Raw genomic sequence first — 18,960 nt, forward strand, 5'->3', positions numbered from 1 at the left:
TCAGATGGCCGGACGCAGCTTCTCCCTTCTCAAGCAGCGCCTGCGCATGCGGCAGCTGCGGGTTGCGGTCGCAGTCGCCGATGAGGGCAGCGTGCTCAAGGCCTCGCGGGCGCTGGGCCTGACCCAGCCGGCGACGACCCGCAGCCTGCTCGATCTCGAGGATTATCTCGGCGTCAGGATCTTCGATCGCCTGCCCCGCGGCGTCGCGCTGACCCGCTATGGCGAAGCGGTGATCGCCCGCGCCCGCCGCGTGCTCGCCGAGGTCGACCGCATCGGCGAGGATCTGATCCTGATCGAAACCGGCATGCTGGAGGCGATCGTCGTCGGCGTTCTGCCCTCGGCCGCGACCGGGCTGATGCCGCAGGTCCTGACCCGCTTCAACACGGCCCATCCAGGCACCACCGTGCAGATCGTCGAGGGCCGCATGCACGAGCTGCTGGCGCTGCTCGGCTCGAACAAGATCGACCTGATCGTCGGACGGCTTTACGAGCCGGTCATCCCCGACAGCTTCATCCGCGAGCCGCTCTATGACGAGCCGCTGGCGCTGCTTGCCCGCTACGGCCATCCGCTCTTCAAGGACGGGCGCATCGATCTGGAGACCCTGAAGACGCAAGCCTTCATCCTGCCGACGCTCGACCAGCGACTTGGCCAGGATATCGAGATGGCGATGCGCGGCAACCGGCTGGAGCTGGAGACACCGGTGCTGCGCGCCAGCTCGATGTCGATGATCCGGGAGGTGCTGATGACTTCGGATCGCGTCTCGATGCTCTCGAGCCTGACCATGGTCGGCGACCTCGTCCGCGGCGGCTTGCGCCTCGTGCCCTGTCATATCGAGACGGAGCCGCGCCCCGGCGGCATGGTGCGGCGCTCGTCCGGCCCGTCACGCACCGTCGACAGCCTGCGCCAGATCATCCTCGATTATGTCGGGGAGCTCACCGCGACTGGTTATCTCCGCGCCCTGCCCGGCTGAGCGGAACGTGCCGCTCGGCGGCAGAACCGACCGCTCAGCGCCCGCAGACGAATTGCCGGGCCCCGGCGAAACCCTCGATCGGAAAGCGCAGGCAGCGCAAACCCGCCGCCTCAGCGGTCGGACAGAGATTGATCGTCGTAGCATTGCGGGGCGGCGTCGGGAGCGCGACATACCAGGGGGCATAGCCGTTGTCCGCGAAGGTTGAGACCGCCGAGACGCCGTCAAAGGAGACGAAGATCTTCTTGGTGTCCGAACCGCCAGCCAGCTTCTCGACATTGATCGTCGGATCGTCGTCGAAACGTCCCTCGATCGCGTTCCTGCTGCATTTTGTCAGGACGAAACTGCTCTTCCGGCCGGCCTTGGCGCGTACATGCGCGACCCTCGGCGGCTTCTTCAGGCCGAGCTCCTCCTGCGTGTCCTTGTCGACGCCGAGCACCCATTCGGCCGATTTCTGCTGCGCGATGCCTGCGCCCGACGTGAGCAGGACAGCTGCAGCGCAAAGCATGGCTCCGGCGACCAGTCTCATCTTCATCACCGCGCTGGATGTGAAAGCTGAATGAGCGGAAAGCGCAGGCAGGATAGCTGGTTTCGGCAGGACGGGTCAGAGGCGCCGGCTGATATTCTGGCGTACCTCTCCGATCATCTTTCCGCAGCGCTCGAAGATGCTGGAAGAGCTTCGCCAGCCGCGTCCCGGCAGCGACGGCATGCCTTCAGAAGCCGCGCCGCTCCAGTTCCTGTTCAGCCTCGGTGACATAGTCGCGGATCACCGGCACAGCGCTCTTGTGCTGGCCGAGCAGGAGCTGGAAGACCATGTCACCGCCGATATCGAAGGAGATCGAGCAGGCGGACAGGTAGAACTCCCACATCCGCGCGAAGCGCTCGCCCAGCATGACGACGACCTCGTCGCGATGCGCCATGAAGCGCTCGCGCCAGGCTTCCAGCGTCCAGTGGTAATGCCGGCGCCAGAACTCGCAGTCGGAATGCCACAGGCCGGTCTGCTCGACCGCGGCGAAGACCTCCGACAGCGCCGGAGCATAGCCGCCCGGGAAGATGTACTTGTCGAAGAACGGACCGGTGAAGCCGGGCGGCCCGACCCGGCCGATGCAGTGGACGAGCGCGATCCCGTCCGGCGTGAGCAGATCGCGGATCTTCTCGAAATATTCGAGGTAATGCGCGACGCCGACATGCTCCATCATGCCGACCGAGACGACGCGGTCGAACGTGCCGGTAAGCTCGCGATAGTCCTTGTTGATGAAGCTGACGGCATCGCCGACGCCGGCCGCCTGCGCTCGCTTCTGCGCCGCCGCCATCTGGTCCGGCGAGACGTTGAGGCCGGTGACCTTCGCCCCGCAGGCCTTGGCGAGATAGATCGCAAGCTCGCCCCAGCCCGAGCCGATATCGAGGACGCGCATGCCCGGCTCGATCCTGAGCTTGGCGGCGAGATGGCGCAGCTTGGCCTTCTGCGCGTTCTCCAATCCTACGTCCGGAGAATGCCAATACGCACAGGAATAGGTCATCGTCTCGTCGAGCCAGAGCCGGTAAAACTCGGTCGGGATGTCGTAGTGATGCTTCACTTTCTTGCCGGCGACGCCGAGCGGATTGTGCATCCGGAAGCGCCTGATCTTGAACCGCACCTTGCGGATCGCCTGCTGCAGCGGGTGCTTGCGCAGTTCCTTGCGCTGCAGCCAGAACAGCGAGAGCAGGTCGTGGATCGAGGAGCCGTCCTCGAAATTGACGCGCCCGTCCATATAGCCTTCGGCCAGTGCGAGCTCGGGATTGAGGAAGATCTCGCGCTCGATCCTGTCGTCCGAGAAACGCACCGTGACGTCGGGTGCGATCTTGTTCTGGCCGGCGAAACTGATCGGGCCGGGACCGGGGCCGAAGACATGGCGCTTGCCATCCGGCGTTATCACGGTGAGACGGCCCTGGCGGACGAAACGCTTCAGGAGCTTAGGCAGCAGCAGCATGGTCCCCCCGGGCACATGTTCGGCTCCGGAAAGGCTAGGGTCTCGCCAGCCGGAGCGCAAACCGTTTGGCCGCACCTGCGGCTGTTTCGGTTGAGCGCGGCGCTTTTCCGCGCTGGCGAAACCCGAGACGCCCCGGTTCCGCGCTCCCCGGAAACAGGCTAGGGCTAGCCGGAAAGGCGCCCTCCGCGCCGGCCCGAAACGGAAAAGGCCCGATGTCCTGGCGCGACTTCTGGAATGGCGAGCACGCGATCTACGTCTCGGAGCGCCACAAGGCCTTGCACTACCGGCGCATCGCGCAGGACATCGCCGCCGCTGTACCGGGCAGGGATGCGGCCGTTCTCGATGTCGGTTGCGGCGAAGCGCTCTCAGCCGATCTCGCCGCCGCCGCCAGCGGAAAGCTGATCCTGTGCGAGGCGGCGCCGACCGTCCGTGACAGGCTGAGGGCGCGTTTCGGTTCGCTGGCCAACCTCTTGGTCGTCTCGCCGGAAGAGGTCGAGGCGCTGCCGGATGATTCGCTCGATCTCGTCGTCGCCAACTCGCTGATCCAGTATCTGAGCGAGGACGAACTGAAACGGGCGCTGGCGACCTGGCTCGCCAAGCTCAGGCCCGGCGGCGAGCTCATCCTCGCCGATGTGATCCCGCCCGATCTCTCGCCCCTGACCGATGCGAGCGAACTGCTTGCCTTCGCCTGGCGCGGCGGCTTCTTCTTCGCCGCGCTCGGAGGCCTCGTCCGCACCGTCTTCTCGGACTACCGCAAGCTGCGCGCCCAATACGGCCTCTCGACCTACAGCGCCGTCGGCATCACCGCCTTGGTCGAGGCCGCCGGTTTCGAAGGCGTCACACGCCGCGCGAATTTCGGCCATAACCCGCACCGTATGGCCTTCTCGGCCAGGAAGGCGCTCACGGTCCCGGAGATTGCGCCTCAAGCAAGCGCGAGTGCCTGATCACGCCCCTTCGCGATCGGCGAAGGAGAAGAATTTGTGGCCGGCGAAGGTGAAGACCATCACGATCAGCGTCGTCACCACCTGCATCGGCAGATAGGGCAGGCCGGCAACCTTGACGAAGAGGTGCATCAGCACCCCGGTCAGCAGGAAGCCGCCGAAGGCGATCAGCCCGAAGCGCCAGCTCGCTTCACCATGGGTCCGCGTCGCCTCGAAGGTCAGCCAGCGGTTCAGCGCGTAAGAGACGAAGCCGCCGAGCACGAAGCCGGCGAGCGAGGCTGCAACAGGATCAGCCCCGCCGAGCTCGACCAGACCGATCAGCGAGCCGTAATGCGCAACCGCCGCCATCACGCCCGAAAAGGCATAGGCGATGACCTGGCGCGTATGGCGGGGAAGACGGTTCAGCATCCGGGATGCCTATACCCCGGATGCTGAACGGAAGCCTACAAGCCATGCGGTTTCCTCTCTCGAGTCATCCCGGACAAGCCGCGCAGCGGCGCCGATCCGGGATCCATTCCTGAGCATTTCCAATCACGGTTCCGGAATGGGTCCCGGGTCTCCCTTTGGTCGCCCGGGACGACTCGCGGTCTATGATGCCGGTCCTCACCCCGCATCGCTGCCGGCGAGATTGGCCGGCTTGCCCTCGACCGGCAGGTCGAGCCCCTGCTTCAGCGAATCGAGGCTGTATTCCCGAATGCGGCCGTTCAGGGGATCGCTGACGAAGGCATTGCCGCCGATCACCGCCAGCGACGGCGTCGGCGTCCGCGCGCCATACTGGCAGTCGAAGGCCGGCACCGCCTCGAAGCTGGCGAGCTCCTTCCAGGCCGGCGCGATCTCGTAGATCCGCAGTTTGCCGTCCGGCGTCAGATTGGCGAGGCGCTTGCCATTGCCGGAAAGCTCGAACTGGCAGGCCGGCTGGCCGCCCGGCACCGGCAGGACATCGTTCGTCGACAGCGACTGCGCCGCCGGATCGACCCGCAGCAGCGCATCATAGGGCGCCGCCTTGCCGTAATTGGCGACCATGAACTTGGCGCCCGCCCGCGCCTTGATCGCGCTGATCCGGCGCTCGTCGGGATAGGCGAGCTTGCGCGCGCTGAAGCCGCTCTTGCTCTGCGACAGGATCAGCATGCCACCGCCCTCGCCCTCGGCGCAGCCGAAGACATGGCGCCCGCCGGCCGCAGCATGGCCGTGATAGAGCTTGCAGGAGGCGTCGGCCTTCGCCGGATCGTTGAAGGAAGCAAGCCTGCGCCAGCCGCTTTTATCCTGCTGCTGGATTTCGAAACCGTCCGGCCGCGACGACGCCTTGCGGTCGTCACCCCTGACATAGGCGGGGTTGGGCACCGAGGTCAGCCAGCGCCGCGCGCCGAGCGGCACGACGATGCCGTGCTGCGGCCCGGGGCTTGGCCATTCCGTCAGCGCCGGCTTATCCTTGGCAAGATCGTTGATCGCAACCAGCACCGCCTTCGCCGTGCTCGGCCCGTCCCAGGGACGAATGCCGTCATAGAACAGCGCGAGCTGGCCATGGCCCGAAATGACATGGGCCGGCTTCTGACCCGTCAGCACGAGGTCGGTGAGCTTCACCGGCCCCTTCTCGACATCGTTGTGGTCGCCATGCGACTCGATCGTCAGGCCGGTATCGAGGAAGCGGATCGTGCCGGCATCGTCGCCGGTCTTGATCACCACGAAGCGGCCGCCCTGCGCCGTGGCGAAGCCGGGATTGGCCTTGGGCACATCGAAACTGTGCGTGACCTCGCCTGTATCGAGATCGAGCACGCGGACGACCGGCTTCTCATGGTCGGCGAAGACCAGCCGGCCACGCAGCACGGCATGATCATGGGCAAAGGCCGGCACGCTCGCGAGTCCGACGGACAGCGCAAGGGAAGACAGCAAATGAGGGTGCATTCTAAACCTCCGGGACAGGCGCCACAGCGGGCGACGAGAAAACGACGCGGACCTCCCCTGCCCTCATCCTGAGGAGCGCTAGAGGCGCGTCTCGAAGGATGCTCCAGGAGGCTCCGGAACCAGCTGGAACACCCGTCGAGACGCCGCTGCGCGGCTCCTCAGGATGAGGGCTGAGTTGGCGGGATCTCAGGCGGCCTCGGCCCGGCGCCAGGCCGGGAACGGGTCGGGCAGGTCGCGATAGCGCTCGGGCCTGAAGGCGATCGTCGGCGTCTCGCCGATAAGGCAGGCATCGAGCGCGGCGCGGATCGCCTGCTCGTCCAGCCCCGTGCCGATGAAGACCAGCTCCTGCCGGCGGTCGCCCCAGACCGAATGCCAGTGCCGGTTCAGGATCGCCTTCCATTCGGGATGGTCGGGCCAACGCGGGCGCGGCACGGCGGCCCACCAGAAGCCCATCGCCTCGGTCCGGCAGATCGCCCCGGCGAGCGACATCTCGCCGACCCATTCCGGCCGCGTCGCCAGCCAGAAATGGCCCTTGGCGCGGATCAGCCCCGGCCAGCTCTGCGCCAGGAACGCGTTGAACTTTTCCGGATGGAACGGCCGGCGCGCCCGGTAAACGAAGGAGGAGATGCCGTATTCCTCGGTCTCCGGCACATGGTCTTTGAAGCCGTAGAGCTCCTTGTGCCAGAGCGGGTGTTCCTGCGCCTTCTCATGGTCGAACAGGCCGGTATCGAGGATCTGATCGAGGGCCACGCGGCCAAAATCGGCCTCGATCAAACGTGCATCCGGGTTGAGCGCCCGGATCACCAGTTTCGCCTGCGCCACCGCTTCGGGTCCGGCATCGCCGACCTTGTTGAGCACGACCACATCGGCGAACTCGATCTGCTCGACCAGGAGATCGACCAGCGTGCGCTCGTCGCCTTCGCCCGCCGTCTCGCCGCGCTCGCGCAGGAAGTCGCGCGAGCCGTAGTCCCTGAGCAGGTTCACCGTATCGACCACCGTCACCATGGTGTCGAGCCGGGCGAGGTCGGAGAGCGAGAAGCCGTCCTCGTCGCGGAACTCGAAGGTGGCAGCAATCGGCAGCGGCTCGGCGATGCCGGTGCCCTCGATCAGGAGATAGTCGAAGCGTCCGTCACGGGCGAGCCGGCCGACCTCGGCGAGGAGATCGTCGCGCAAGGTGCAGCAGATGCAGCCATTGCTCATCTCGACCAGCTTCTCGTCGGTGCGCGAGAGATCGCCGCCGCCGGCGCGCACGAGGTCGGCGTCGATATTCACCTCGCTGAGGTCGTTGACGATGACCGCGACCTTGCGGCCCTCGCGGTTGTTGAGGACGTGGTTGAGCAGCGTCGTCTTGCCGGCGCCGAGAAAGCCGGAAAGCACGGTGACGGGAAGGCGGGAGTCCATCTCGGATCTCATATTTTGTTACGTTGTAACATTTCATAACGAGAGCAGATTGCGGACGCAAGGCTGCGATTGGAGCTTCCACATTCCATCGCACCGTCATCCCGGACGGAGCGCAGCGGAGATCCGGGATCCATTCCTGAGCCTTTCCGAGAGAGGTTCCGGAATGGATCCCGGGTCTCCCTCCGGTCGCCCGGGATGACTCGTGCCCTTTGGTGAGTAGCGGCCCTGCATTGATGAGCGCTTCAGAACGCTTCAAACGCCGCTAAGCTCGCCCTTCCCTTGCCGACGGAGGAGCCCGCGCCATGATCGAGATCGACCTCCTGGTACGCGCCGAATTCCTCTATCCGGTCAGCCCGGGAATACCGATTATTCCAGACGGCGAGGTCGCGATCTTAGGCGGGCGCATCCTCCATGCCGGGCCCCGCCAACCGCAGGGGCACTGGAACCCGGCCCGCACCATCGACGGCGCTCGGCGGGCAGTCCTGCCCGGCTTCGTCAACTGCCATTCGCACGCGGCCTCGCTGGTCTTCCGCAGCCAGACCGACGACCATGCGGCGAAGGCGGCATTGCTCGAAGTCGCCTTCCGGATGGAGAAGGACATCACCGAGGATGAATGGGCGCTGCTGGCAGAGGCCGGCTGCGCCGACATGCTCCAGGCCGGCATCACCACGATCAACGACATCTGGTACGCACCGCACCGCCTCGCCGAGACGGTCGAAGGCTGCGGCCTGCGCGCCCAGATCGCCCACAAGGTCTTCGATGTCCGCCTGCACGAGCTCTGGCGCGGCGACTACACCCACCATGCCACGATCGGCGAGGAGCGCCTGCGCGACGGCGTCGCCTTCGCCGAGCGCTGGCACGGCGCCGCCGATGGCCGCATCACCGCGCGCATCGGCACCCATGCCACCGACACTTGCTCGCCCGAGTTGCTGAAGGCGGCCCGTGCCGAGGCGAACCGGCTCGGCATCGGCATGCATATCCACGCCGCCCAGAGCGCAGGCGAGGTCGATCAGATCAAGGCGGCGTATGGCTGCGGCCCCGTCGAGTTCCTGCGGGATGTCGGCATGCTCGGCCCGGATGTCGTGCTGGCCCATCTCGTCTTCGCCGGGACGGGCGATCTCGACGCCGTCCAGGAAAGCGGCGCGGCCTATGCCCACTGCCCGACGATCTATCCGCGCCGCGGCCGCTATCCGCCGCTGGAGGATATCATGTCGCGCGGCATCCCGACCGGCTTCGCCACCGACTGGATGCTGAACGACCCGTTCGAGGGCATGCGCAACGCGCTCAACGCCATGCGCCTGCGCCTTGGCAGCCCGACCGCCCTCTCCTGCGCGCAGGCGCTGGAACTGCAGACGATCGGCGCCGCCCGCGTCATGGGGCTGGAGGACGAGATCGGCTCGCTGGAGCCGGGCAAGAAGGCCGATTTGATCATGGTCGACATAGACCGCCCGCACCTCCAGCCCTATTACGGCGACTACGCCGCGCTGGTCTATTACGCGAGGGCGAGCGACGTGGTGACCAGCATCGTCGACGGGGCGCTTCTGGTCGAGGACGGCCGCCCGACCCGCCTCGACCGCGAGCGGACGATGGCCCGGATCAGGGAGAAGGTACCGGGCTGGCGCGGAAAGCTCGCGGCGCTCGGCAGCCGCGCCGTGTTTGGGCCGGGCTGTCCGTGTTGCGGTTAGGCGGACCTTCCCCGGCGGACGAGACTGGCGCGGGATCCCCTCTCCTGGAAGGAGAGGGTAGGGGTGAGGTGTTCGGACTGGAAACGTTGGCCTGAACCTAGCCGCGCGTTGAGCGCTCGCGGAACTGGTCGGACGACCTACACCTCACCCTACCCTCTCCTTCCAGGAGAGGGTTCCCCGCGCGTGACAGGTCTTTCATCACCTTCTGGAAAGCATCCGCCACATCGTAAAAGCCGTGAACTGGCGGTCGCCCCGACCATGACGGAGAGGGCAGTCACACGTCGAGCTTGATCCGTGGCACCGACGGGTCGCGCCGCGCCGTCTCGATCACGCTGTTGAGCAGGCCGGGGAAGCGCCGCTCGAACTCCTCGCGGCGGATGCTGAGGAAGCGCACCGTCCCTTCCGCCCGCGAGCGCGTGATCCCGGCCTCGCGCAATTTGGCGAAATGGTAGGAGAGCAGCGAGGGCGAGGCGAGTTCGGTGAAGGCGCCGCAACGCGCCTTGTCGACCTCGTCGCAATCGGCGAGCGAGACCAGGATGCCGAGCCGGATCGGATCGCCCAGCGCAGCGAACACGTCGGCCGGCACGACGTCCTCGATCTCGGGATGGAAGAGCTGCTTCATCACCTCAGGCTTAATTGCCGGCGCCGCTCCTGACAAGTTTCAATGATCCTTGAATTTAGGATTGACTCATGTTCGGCCGGCGCCCATGATTCAATAATCATTGAAATTGTCGGCAACTCCCTACGGAGCGATCTGCCATGGACATCCGCCTTCTCCTGCTGGCCGGCGGCGCCTTTGCCATCGGCACGGGCAGCCTCGTCATCACCGGCATCCTGCCCAATCTCGCCGCCGCCTTCGGCGTCTCCGTCGACATGGCCGGCCTGCTGATCTCGGTCTTCGCCATCGCCTATGCCATCGGCTCGCCAGTCCTCTCGACGCTGCTCGGCAATCTCGACCGGCGGCGCGTGCTGATCGGCTCGCTCGGCGTCTTCACCCTCGCCAATCTGCTGGCCGCCTTCACCAGCGATTTCGGCTGGCTGATGCTGGCCCGCATCCTGATGGCGCTCGGCGCCGGCGTGTTCATGCCGGCGGCCAACGCGGTAGCCGTCTCGCTGGCGCCGCCGGAGCGCAGAGCCCGCGCGATCGCGCTCGTCACCGGCGGCATGACCGTCTCGCTGATCCTCGGCGTGCCGCTCGGCACCGCCGTCGCAACGCTCAGCTGGCATTTCGCCTTCCTCGTCGTGGCGCTGTTCGGCGCCCTCGCCCTGCTCGGCCTGCTCCTCAAGATGCCGGCGGGACTGCCGCGCGGCGCCAACACCCTCGCAGAGCGGCTGCAGGTCGCCCGTCGCGGCGACGTGCTGCTCGCGCTCGGCACCACCGCGCTTTGGACCACCGGCGCCTTCACCCTCTACACCTACATCGCACCCTTCCTCGCCGCCCAAGCCGGCATCACCGGCCATTGGCTCAGCGCAACCCTCGTCGTCGCCGGCATCGGCTCGGCACTCGGCAACCAATGGGGCGGAAGGGCCAGCGACCGCTTCGGCCCCGAGCCGACGCTGATCTTCGTGCTCGCTTTGCTCGCCGCCGCGCTCGCCACCGCCTCGCTCGTCGCCCTGACCCTGCCGCCAGCACTCGCGATCTTCGTTCTGCCGGTGGTGATGATGGTCTGGAGCGGCGCCGGCTGGGCCGGCCATCCCTCGCAAATGTCGCGGCTCGCCGCGATGGCGCCGGACGCCACCGTCGTCGCGCTCTCGCTCAACGCCTCGGCGCTCTATGTCGGCATCGCGGCCGGCGCCGCGCTCGGCCAGCAGGTCCTGCGCCATGGCGCATCCTGGCAGCTCGGCTTCGTCGGAGCCCTCTGCGAGCTCGGCGCACTCGGCCTGCTGCTGGTCTCGCTGCGGCGGAAACGGGCCGCGGCGCGCGAAGCTGCCTGCGTCAGCAAGGTCGCCGCCGCCCCGATTCTGCGGTGAGTGGGACCCAGATGGTTGAATGCGATTGTTCGAACGCTATGCTGTACGCCGAATAGGAATCTATTGGCATGGCGCCTCGCGCAAAATCAGCACTCCGACTTACTCGGCTCAAAGTAAGAAATTGGCGAAACTTTCGCGAGGTCGAAGTACGGCTTGGAAAGCGCGCGATCTTTGTGGGACCGAATGCATCGGGTAAGTCAAATCTGCTCGATGCGATTCGGTTTCTCCGTGATTTGGTTAAACCTGTTGGCGGTGGGCTAGCTGCTGCAGTTGAGGAACGCGGCGGCATACCAAAGCTCCGGTCGCTTTACGCAAGGGGAACGCGCACAGACGTCGTTATCGACGTCGATGTTGGAGATGATGAAGACCCTTTACAGTGGTCTTATCGGCTCAGCTTCACTCGGATAGGTAAAGACAATTTCGCCAGCGTCACCGAGGAAGTCGTAAAGCGGAACGGTGAAGAAATTGCCGCTCAACGCCGCAGCGACGCTGATGACCAACAAAAGCTGGCGCAGACTTTAATTCAGCAAGCTGGTCAAAATGCTCATTTCCGAGAGCTGGTCGAATTCTTTGAATCTATACGCTACCTACACATCGTTCCTCAGATTATGCGCGATTCACGGCGCGCTTTGGAAAAAGGCGAAGACCCGTATGGTGGAGACCTTTTGGAACGAATAAATGCGACCCCTCCAAAAACACGTAACGCTCGGCTAAGGCGAATTTCGGAAGCTTTAAGGATTGCGGTCCCGCAATTCGTCAACCTTGAACTAGAGGTAGACAAACGCGGAAGTCCACATCTTAAGGTATTGTTTAAGCACTGGAGACCGAATCCGACAACTCAAAACGAAAGTCAGCTTTCTGATGGGACGCTTCGTTTGATCGGATTTCTGTGGTCGACGAGCGAACGAGATGGGCCCCTTCTCCTAGAAGAGCCTGAATTGTCATTGCATGAGGACGTGGCGCGGCAGCTGCCCGCCATGATCGCTCGCATGCAGCGTCATTCGGGGCGACAAGTTCTCATGACCACTCATTCCGAAGCGATTGCAGGCGAGCCCGGAATTGGCACTCACGAAGTGTTCCGCTTGGAGCCAGGAAAAAATGGCACAACCGCTGAGATGGCAGCGGACAACCAAGATGTTATGAATATGGTAAAGGCGGGCTTCACTGTTGGCGAAGCGGTAATGCCGATGGCTCGCCCAAGGAATATCAATCAGCTTTCACTTTTCGACGTCGTCAGTGGTTAAGATAAATTTTGCATCCGAAGGGATAGTCGACGCAGCTATCGCGCGGCGACTAATTGCTCATGCGGGGGCTGAGCCTGGCCTTGAAAGGCCCGCACACGGAAAGCACAAATTAGACCCGTTGTTACAAAAGTATCGAAGCGCTTCCGAACACGGCAGTCCATGGCTGATTCTACGCGATCTGGATCGCGATTCGGCTTGCGCACCGGAGTTGTTACAGCGCCTCGGCGTGCGACCGACCGATAATTTTTGCGTGAGAATCGCGGTTCGAGAGGTTGAGAGCTGGATACTGGCAGACCGGCAAGGGCTGGCGGATTTTCTCAGAATCCCAGTTGCTAGAGTGAATGCCAGCCCGGAAACACTCCCAAATCCAAAACGCTACGTTATCGATCTAGCCCGCTCATCTCGATCGCGAGACATTCGGGAGGCGATTGTGCCACACGAAGGCAGTGGCCAGGAGCAAGGGCCCGAATATGCGGCTCAGATGGCTGGGTTCGCCGAGAGCCAATGGAATGTAACACGCGCAATCAACGATGGTGCCGCAGCATCGTTGGTAAAAGTGGATACTCGATTGAGAGAGCTCATCGCCCGCCGAACCTGACCGCGCTGGGCCTCATTAACTTCCCCCTCGCCGAAGCGCAGGAACCTACAACACTGAGCTTTGCCTCGATCCGCTCGCAACAAGCGCGCGGGCCTGCCGCCGAGGTAATCCTATACAAAGATTGCACTTTGATCAGGCACGAACCTCGAACACCATGTTGAACGGCGTCTCGGTGGCGCGGCGGAAGCGCGAGAAGCCGGCATCGAGCGCGACCTTGCGCAGGCGCATCTCGCCGGCCTGTGCCCCGAGCCCGAGCCCGACCTCCTGCGACAGCGAGGCGGGCGTGCAGATCATCGTCGACGCCCCGTAGAAGATCCGCCCGACGGGATTGAGATTGTCCTTGAGATGGTCATGGGCGAAGGGCTCGACGATCATCCAGGTCCCGTCATCGGCCAGCGTCTCCATGACATGGCGGCCGGCGCCGACCGGATCGCCCATATCGTGCAGGCAGTCGAACATCGCGACGAGATCGTATTTCTTCGCCGGGAAATCCTTGGCCGAGGCCTGCTCGAAGACGATCCGGTCGCCGACGCCGGCCTTGTCGGCCGCCTCGCGCGCCTTCTCGATCGAGGGCCCGTGATAGTCGAAGGCGAAGAAGCGCGATCTCGGATAGGCCTGGGCCATCAGGATGGTCGAGGCGCCGTGGCCGCAGCCGACATCGGCGACGACCGCGCCCTTCTCCAGCTTCGCCTCGACGCCGTCGAGCGCCGGAATCCAGCTCGTCTTCAGATTGGCGTTGTAGCCCGGCCGGAAGAAGCGTTCGGTGCCGCGGAACAGGCATTTGCTGTGCTCGTGCCAGCCGAGCCCCTCGCCGGTCCGGAAGGCCTGCTCGACCTTGGGCTCGTCAACCCACATCGACTGTACGATCTCGAAGGCTCCGGCGAAGAAGGCCGGGCTGCCTTCCTCCGCGAAGGCCATGACCTGCTCGGGCGAGAGGCTGAAGCGATCCGTCTTCTCGTCATATTGCACATATTCGGCCGCCGCCTGCGCCGAGAGCCATTCGCGCACATAGCGCTCCTTGACGCCGGTACGGCTGGCGAGTTCCGCGGCGGAGACCGGCTTGCCGTCTCCCATCGCCTTGTAGAGGCCGAGCTGGTCGCCCAGCACGATCAGGGAACCGGTGACGCAGGCGCCGACGTCCCCGACAAGGCGTCCGACCAGGGCATCGAGCTTTTGCGGATCTGGTTGACGCATGACCATGCTCCTCTGGTTGGGGCGTGGCCGGGAACAGTCGCGAACCGGCTCGACGCCATCGCGGAAGCGGCGATGCTATACCTGCGGCAGGGGCTCGGAAAGCGCGAAGGCGGCCGCCGCCTCAACCGGCGGCTCGCGGCGGCGGGGCCTCCCTGCGGGCGAGCCGCAGCACGAGATAGCCCGCCACGCCCGAGAGCAGCGAACCGGCGAGAATGCCGTACTTCACCCGCGCCTGCATGGCGGGGTCCTCGAAGGCCAGCAGGCCGATGAAGAGGCTCATGGTGAAGCCGATGCCGCAGAGCAGCGCGACGCCGACCATCTGGCTCCAGCTCGCATTGGCCGGCAGGTCGGCCCAGCCCTTGCGCTCCATCAGCACGACCGCGCCAAGCACCCCGATCAGCTTGCCGAAGAACAGGCCGGCGGCGACGCCGACGGCCAGCATGTCGCCCAGTACCGCCGAGGAAAGGCCGGAGAACGAGACGCCGGCATTGGCGAAGCCGAAGATCGGGACGATCAGAAAGGCGACCGGCAGATGCAGATGGTGTTCGAGGCGATGCAGCGGCGAGTGCGCCGGATCGGCCTCGGGCTTGGCCGGCGTCGTCCTGATCGGGATGGTCAGCGCCAGAAGGACGCCGGCCACGGTCGCATGGACGCCGGAGATCAGGGTGAACACCCACAGCACCAGCCCGAGGGCGAGATAGGCCGGCAGCTTCCGATAGCCGAGACGGTTCAGCCCCAAAAGAAGCCCGAACACGACGACGCCGCCGAGCAAGGCATAGAGGTTGATCTCGGCGGTGTAGAACAGCGCGATGATCACGACGGCGCCGAGATCGTCGATGATCGCGAGCGCAGCCAGGAAGACCTTGAGCGAGCCCGGCACGCGGGAGCCGAGCAGGGACAGCACGCCGAGCGCGAAGGCGATATCGGTCGCCGCCGGAATCGCCCAGCCGCGCAGCGCGGACGGATCGGCCCGGTTGAAGGCAAGGAAGATCAGGCCGGGAACGACCATGCCGCCCAGTGCCGCCGCCCCCGGCAATATCCGGCGCGACCAGGTCGAGAGCTGCCCGTCGAGCATCTCGCGCTTGATCTCGAGCCCGACGAACAGGAAGAACACCGCCATCAGCGCGTCGTTGATCCAGTGCAGCAGGCTGAGCGGCCCGATATAGACCTTCAGCGCGGCGAAATAGGCCGGAGCCTGAGGCGAGTTGGCGATGACGATGGCAAGCAGCGCGGCCGCCATCAGGACGAGACCGCCGGCGGATTCGCTCTCGACGAACTTGCGGAGCGTCGTGATCGGCTTGCGCGCGTTGGAGGTCCCGCTCATCGACGCTGCCCCTTGCCCGAGGCGATTGCGGAAATGCGGAAAAAAGCGCGGCGCGCACGCAGGAGGCGCGCCCGGGTGGCCGGGATCATCGATGCAGGTCTCCTCGCGCTGGCGGCCCGACCAGCGCAAAAAAACCTGCCCGCCGCACCATCGCGGCGGAACACCCGGGCCCTCTATCGCATCGATGGCCGGGGCCCGCAACCCGAACCGGCCTCCCCTTGCCCGGGCCAACGACGCCTCTCGAACCCGCCGGCGAAAGGCATGCCAGCCCGCGCATGCCACCTGCCCGCGCTTTCTGCTTCCCCCGGCCGCCGCTCCCGTCTATAGCGAGCGCCTAGCATTCATTCAGGCGCTCGCTGCCCGCCGTTCGCACGACCGGACGAGGGTGACGCGCGCTCGCAAGCACGGTCGAGACCCATGCCCAGGCGCACAGACATCAAGACGATCCTGATCATCGGCGCCGGGCCCATCATCATCGGCCAGGCCTGCGAATTCGACTATTCCGGCACCCAGGCCTGCAAGACGCTGAAGGCCGAGGGCTACCGCATCGTCCTGGTCAACTCGAACCCGGCGACGATCATGACCGACCCGGAGCTGGCCGATTCGACCTATGTCGAGCCGATCACGCCCGAGATCGTCGCCAAGATCATCGAGAAGGAACGCAACGTCCTGCCGGGCGGCTTCGCCCTGCTGCCGACCATGGGCGGGCAAACCGCGCTCAACTGCGCCCTCTCGCTCGAAAAGATGGGCGTGCTGGAGAAGTTCGACGTCGAGATGATCGGCGCCACCGCCGACGCCATCGACAAGGCCGAGGACCGCGAGCGCTTCCGCGAGGCGATGACCAAGATCGGCCTCTCGACCCCGCGCTCGCACCACGTCAAGACGCTCGGCGCCGCGCTGGAAGCGCTCGAGGATATCGGCCTGCCGACGATCATCCGCCCCTCCTTCACCATGGGCGGTACCGGCGGCGGCATCGCCTACAACAAGAGCGAGTTCATCGAGATCTGCGAGCGCGGCATCGACGCCTCGCCGACCAGCGAGATCCTGATCGAGGAAAGCGTCCTCGGCTGGAAGGAATACGAGATGGAGGTCGTCCGCGATAAGGCGGACAACTGCATCATCGTCTGCTCGATCGAGAACTTCGACCCGATGGGCGTCCACACCGGCGATTCGATCACGGTCGCCCCGGCGCTGACGCTGACCGACAAGGAATATCAGATCATGCGCGACGCCTCGCTGGCGGTGCTGCGCGAGATCGGCGTCGAGACCGGCGGCTCGAACGTGCAGTTCGCGGTCGATCCCGAGACCGGCCGGATGATCGTCATCGAGATGAACCCGCGCGTATCGAGGTCTTCGGCCTTGGCCTCGAAAGCCACCGGCTTCCCGATCGCCAAGGTCGCGGCGCGCCTCGCCGTCGGCTACACGCTCGACGAGATCGAGAACGACATCACCGGCGGCGCGACCCCGGCCTCGTTCGAGCCGACGATCGACTATGTCGTCACCAAGATCCCGCGCTTCGCCTTCGAGAAGTTCCCCGGCTCCGAGCCGACACTGACCACGGCGATGAAGTCGGTCGGCGAAGCCATGGCCATCGGCCGCACCTTCCAGGAATCGCTGCAGAAGGCGCTGCGCTCGCTGGAGACCGGCCTCGACGGGCTCGACGAGATCGAGGTCGAGGGCCTCGGCCAGGGCGACGACCGCAACGCCGTCAAGGCAGCGCTCTCGACCCCGACTCCGGACCGCATCCTGCATGTCGCCCAGGCCATGCGCCTCGGCTTCACCGACGAGCAGATCCACGAGAGCTGCAAGATCGACCCCTGGTTCCTCGCCCAGATGCGCGGCATCGTCGACACCGAGGAGAAGATCCGCGTCCACGGACTGCCGCAGACGCCGATCGCGCTGCGTCAGGTCAAGGCGATGGGCTTCTCCGACAAGCGCCTCGCCGCGGTCTCCGGCAAGACCGAGGCCGAGGTCAAGGCGTTGCGCCGTTCGCTGGACGTCCGGCCGGTGTTTAAGCGCATCGACACCTGCGCCGCAGAGTTCGCCTCGCCGACCGCCTATATGTACTCGACCTATGCCATGCCCTTCGCCGGCGCCCCGGCCGACGAGGCCATGCCGTCCTCCGCCAAGAAGGTCGTCATCCTCGGCGGCGGGCCGAACCGCATCGGCCAGGGCATCGAGTTCGACTATTGCTGCTGCCATGCCTGCTACGCCCTGCGCGATGCCGGCTATGAAACCATCATGGTCAACTGCAACCCCGAGACGGTCTCGACCGACTACGACACCTCGGACCGGCTCTATTTCGAGCCGCTGACCGCCGAGGACGTGCTCGAGATCCTCGAGACCGAGAAGCAGAAGGGCACGCTCCACGGCGTCATCGTGCAGTTCGGCGGCCAGACCCCGCTGAAGCTCGCCCATGCGCTCGAGCAGGCCGGCATCCCGATCCTCGGTACCACGCCGGACGCGATCGACCTCGCCGAGGACCGCGACCGCTTCAAGCGCCTCCTCGACAAGCTCCAGCTCAAGCAGCCGAAGAACGGCATCGCCTATTCGGTCGAACAGGCCCGCCTGATCGCCGCCGAGCTCGGCCTGCCCTTCGTGGTCCGCCCCTCCTATGTGCTCGGCGGGCGCGCCATGGAGATCATCCGCGACGAGACCCAGTTCGAGAACTACCTGCTCGGCACCCTGCCCTCGCTGATCCCCTCCGAGGTCAAGGCGAAGTACCCGAACGACAAGACCGGGCAGATCAACACCGTCCTCGGCAAGAACCCGCTGCTGTTCGACCGCTATCTCTCGGACGCCATCGAGGTCGACGTCGACTGCCTCTCGGACGGCAAGGACGCCTTCATCGCCGGGATCATGGAGCATATCGAGGAGGCCGGCATCCATTCCGGCGACTCCGCCTGCTCGCTGCCGCCGCGTTCGCTCAGCCCTGAGATGATCGCCGAGCTGGAACGCCAGACCCGCGCCATGGCGCTGGCGCTGGATGTCGGCGGCCTGATGAACGTCCAGTACGCCATCCAGAACGACGTCATCTACGTGCTCGAGGTCAATCCGCGGGCCTCGCGCACCGTGCCCTTCGTCGCGAAGGTCATCGGCAAGCCGATCGCCAAGATCGCGGCGCGGCTGATGGCGGGCGAGAGCCTCGCCAGCTTCGGCCTGAAGCAGGAGAAGCTCGGCCATGTCGGCGTGAAGGAAGCGGTCTTCCCCTTCGCGCGCTTCCCTGGCGTCGACGTGCTGCTCGGGCCGGAGATGCGCTCGACCGGCGAGGTCATCGGCCTCGACCGCTCCTTCGACGTCGCCTTCGCCAAGAGCCAGCTCGGCGCCGGCTCGAAGGTCCCGGTCAAGGGCACCGTCTTCGTCTCGCTCCGCGACCAGGACAAGCTGCGGATCCTGCCCTCGATCCGGATGCTCGCCGAGCTCGGCTTCCAGATCGTCGCGACCGGCGGCACCCAGCGCCTGCTCCAGGACAACGGCATCCGCGCCACCAAGATCAACAAGGTCCTGGAAGGCCGCCCGCACATCGTGGACGCGATCAAGAACGGCGGAATCCAGCTGGTCTTCAACACGACCGAAGGGCCCCAGGCACTTGCGGATTCACGCCCGCTGCGCCGCGCCGCCCTCTTGCACAAGGTGCCCTATTATACCACCTTGGCCGGAGCGATCGCTGCGGCGGAGGGCATCAAGGCCTATTGCAGCGGCGATCTCGAAGTGAGGTCGCTACAATCCTACTTCGACAGCGCCGCCTGAGTCGGGCAGCGCG

General features: G+C 65.5%; 14 protein-coding genes. 6 read left to right on the forward strand and 8 right to left on the reverse strand.

Annotation, left to right across the window (positions count from 1 at the left end):
- Positions 1-4 precede the first annotated feature (4 nt).
- Positions 5-970: a LysR family transcriptional regulator gene (locus AC1REK_RS08220; RefSeq protein WP_492268418.1), complete on the forward strand. Its 966-nt coding sequence runs from the start codon at positions 5-7 to the stop codon at positions 968-970.
- A gap of 34 nt (positions 971-1,004) precedes the next feature.
- On the opposite strand, the gene AC1REK_RS08225 is transcribed toward AC1REK_RS08220, so the two are convergent.
- Both AC1REK_RS08225 and AC1REK_RS08230 read right to left on the reverse strand, forming a co-directional pair.
- Complete coding sequence (locus tag AC1REK_RS08225) at positions 1,005-1,496, reverse strand: hypothetical protein (protein ID WP_492268417.1); 492 nt, start codon at positions 1,494-1,496, stop codon at positions 1,005-1,007.
- A gap of 184 nt (positions 1,497-1,680) precedes the next feature.
- On the reverse strand, positions 1,681-2,937 hold the full coding sequence (locus AC1REK_RS08230) for a class I SAM-dependent methyltransferase (RefSeq protein WP_492268416.1): 1,257 nt from the start codon (positions 2,935-2,937) through the stop codon (positions 1,681-1,683).
- A 212-nt stretch (positions 2,938-3,149) separates the two neighbouring features.
- Between AC1REK_RS08230 and AC1REK_RS08235 the strand changes: the two genes are divergently transcribed.
- Complete coding sequence (locus AC1REK_RS08235) at positions 3,150-3,881, forward strand: class I SAM-dependent methyltransferase (RefSeq protein ID WP_492268415.1); 732 nt, start codon at positions 3,150-3,152, stop codon at positions 3,879-3,881.
- Here AC1REK_RS08235 and AC1REK_RS08240 read toward each other — a convergent pair whose 3' ends face one another.
- From AC1REK_RS08240 to zigA, 3 genes are all read right to left on the reverse strand, one after another.
- The gene (locus tag AC1REK_RS08240) at positions 3,882-4,286 is read right to left on the reverse strand and encodes a GtrA family protein (protein WP_327520796.1); all 405 of its coding nucleotides are present in this window, start codon (positions 4,284-4,286) and stop codon (positions 3,882-3,884) included. It abuts the gene before it with no gap.
- A gap of 195 nt (positions 4,287-4,481) precedes the next feature.
- Entirely contained in the window at positions 4,482-5,780 is a 1,299-nt protein-coding gene (locus tag AC1REK_RS08245; RefSeq protein WP_492268414.1) for a hypothetical protein, read from the reverse strand.
- 186 nt (positions 5,781-5,966) lie between these two features.
- Positions 5,967-7,181, reverse strand: coding sequence for a zinc metallochaperone GTPase ZigA (gene zigA / locus AC1REK_RS08250; RefSeq protein ID WP_492268413.1), 1,215 nt, complete (start codon positions 7,179-7,181; stop codon positions 5,967-5,969).
- Between the two features lie 302 nt (positions 7,182-7,483).
- Here zigA and AC1REK_RS08255 point away from each other — a divergent pair, with 302 nt between their 5' ends.
- Positions 7,484-8,866 (forward strand): amidohydrolase family protein, encoded by a 1,383-nt coding sequence (locus tag AC1REK_RS08255; protein ID WP_492268412.1) that lies wholly within the window; start codon positions 7,484-7,486, stop codon positions 8,864-8,866.
- Positions 8,867-9,140: 274 nt separating this feature from the next.
- On the opposite strand, the gene AC1REK_RS08260 is transcribed toward AC1REK_RS08255, so the two are convergent.
- A complete protein-coding gene (locus tag AC1REK_RS08260) occupies positions 9,141-9,488 on the reverse strand; it encodes an ArsR/SmtB family transcription factor (protein ID WP_492268411.1) in 348 nt (115 codons plus the stop codon).
- A 137-nt stretch (positions 9,489-9,625) separates the two neighbouring features.
- Between AC1REK_RS08260 and AC1REK_RS08265 the strand changes: the two genes are divergently transcribed.
- Together AC1REK_RS08265 and AC1REK_RS08270 are read left to right on the forward strand one after the other, a co-directional pair.
- Positions 9,626-10,837 carry an MFS transporter gene (locus tag AC1REK_RS08265; protein WP_492268410.1) on the forward strand — a complete coding sequence of 404 codons (1,212 nt, stop codon included), beginning with the start codon at positions 9,626-9,628 and terminating at the stop codon, positions 10,835-10,837.
- 68 nt (positions 10,838-10,905) lie between these two features.
- Positions 10,906-12,081 carry an AAA family ATPase gene (locus AC1REK_RS08270; protein WP_492268409.1) on the forward strand — a complete coding sequence of 392 codons (1,176 nt, stop codon included), beginning with the start codon at positions 10,906-10,908 and terminating at the stop codon, positions 12,079-12,081.
- Positions 12,082-12,811: 730 nt separating this feature from the next.
- Here AC1REK_RS08270 and AC1REK_RS08275 read toward each other — a convergent pair.
- Positions 12,812-13,873, reverse strand: coding sequence for a class I SAM-dependent methyltransferase (locus AC1REK_RS08275; RefSeq protein WP_492268408.1), 1,062 nt, complete (start codon positions 13,871-13,873; stop codon positions 12,812-12,814).
- Between the two features lie 121 nt (positions 13,874-13,994).
- Positions 13,995-15,197 (reverse strand): Na+/H+ antiporter NhaA, encoded by a 1,203-nt coding sequence (gene nhaA, locus AC1REK_RS08280; RefSeq protein ID WP_316017810.1) that lies wholly within the window; start codon positions 15,195-15,197, stop codon positions 13,995-13,997.
- A 417-nt stretch (positions 15,198-15,614) separates the two neighbouring features.
- Here nhaA and carB point away from each other — a divergent pair, with 417 nt between their 5' ends.
- Positions 15,615-18,947 (forward strand): carbamoyl-phosphate synthase large subunit, encoded by a 3,333-nt coding sequence (gene carB / locus AC1REK_RS08285; protein ID WP_316017811.1) that lies wholly within the window; start codon positions 15,615-15,617, stop codon positions 18,945-18,947.
- The last annotated feature ends 13 nt before the right edge of the window (positions 18,948-18,960 follow it).

It is taken from the genome of Allobosea sp. GW823-FHT02B03, assembly GCF_058797755.1.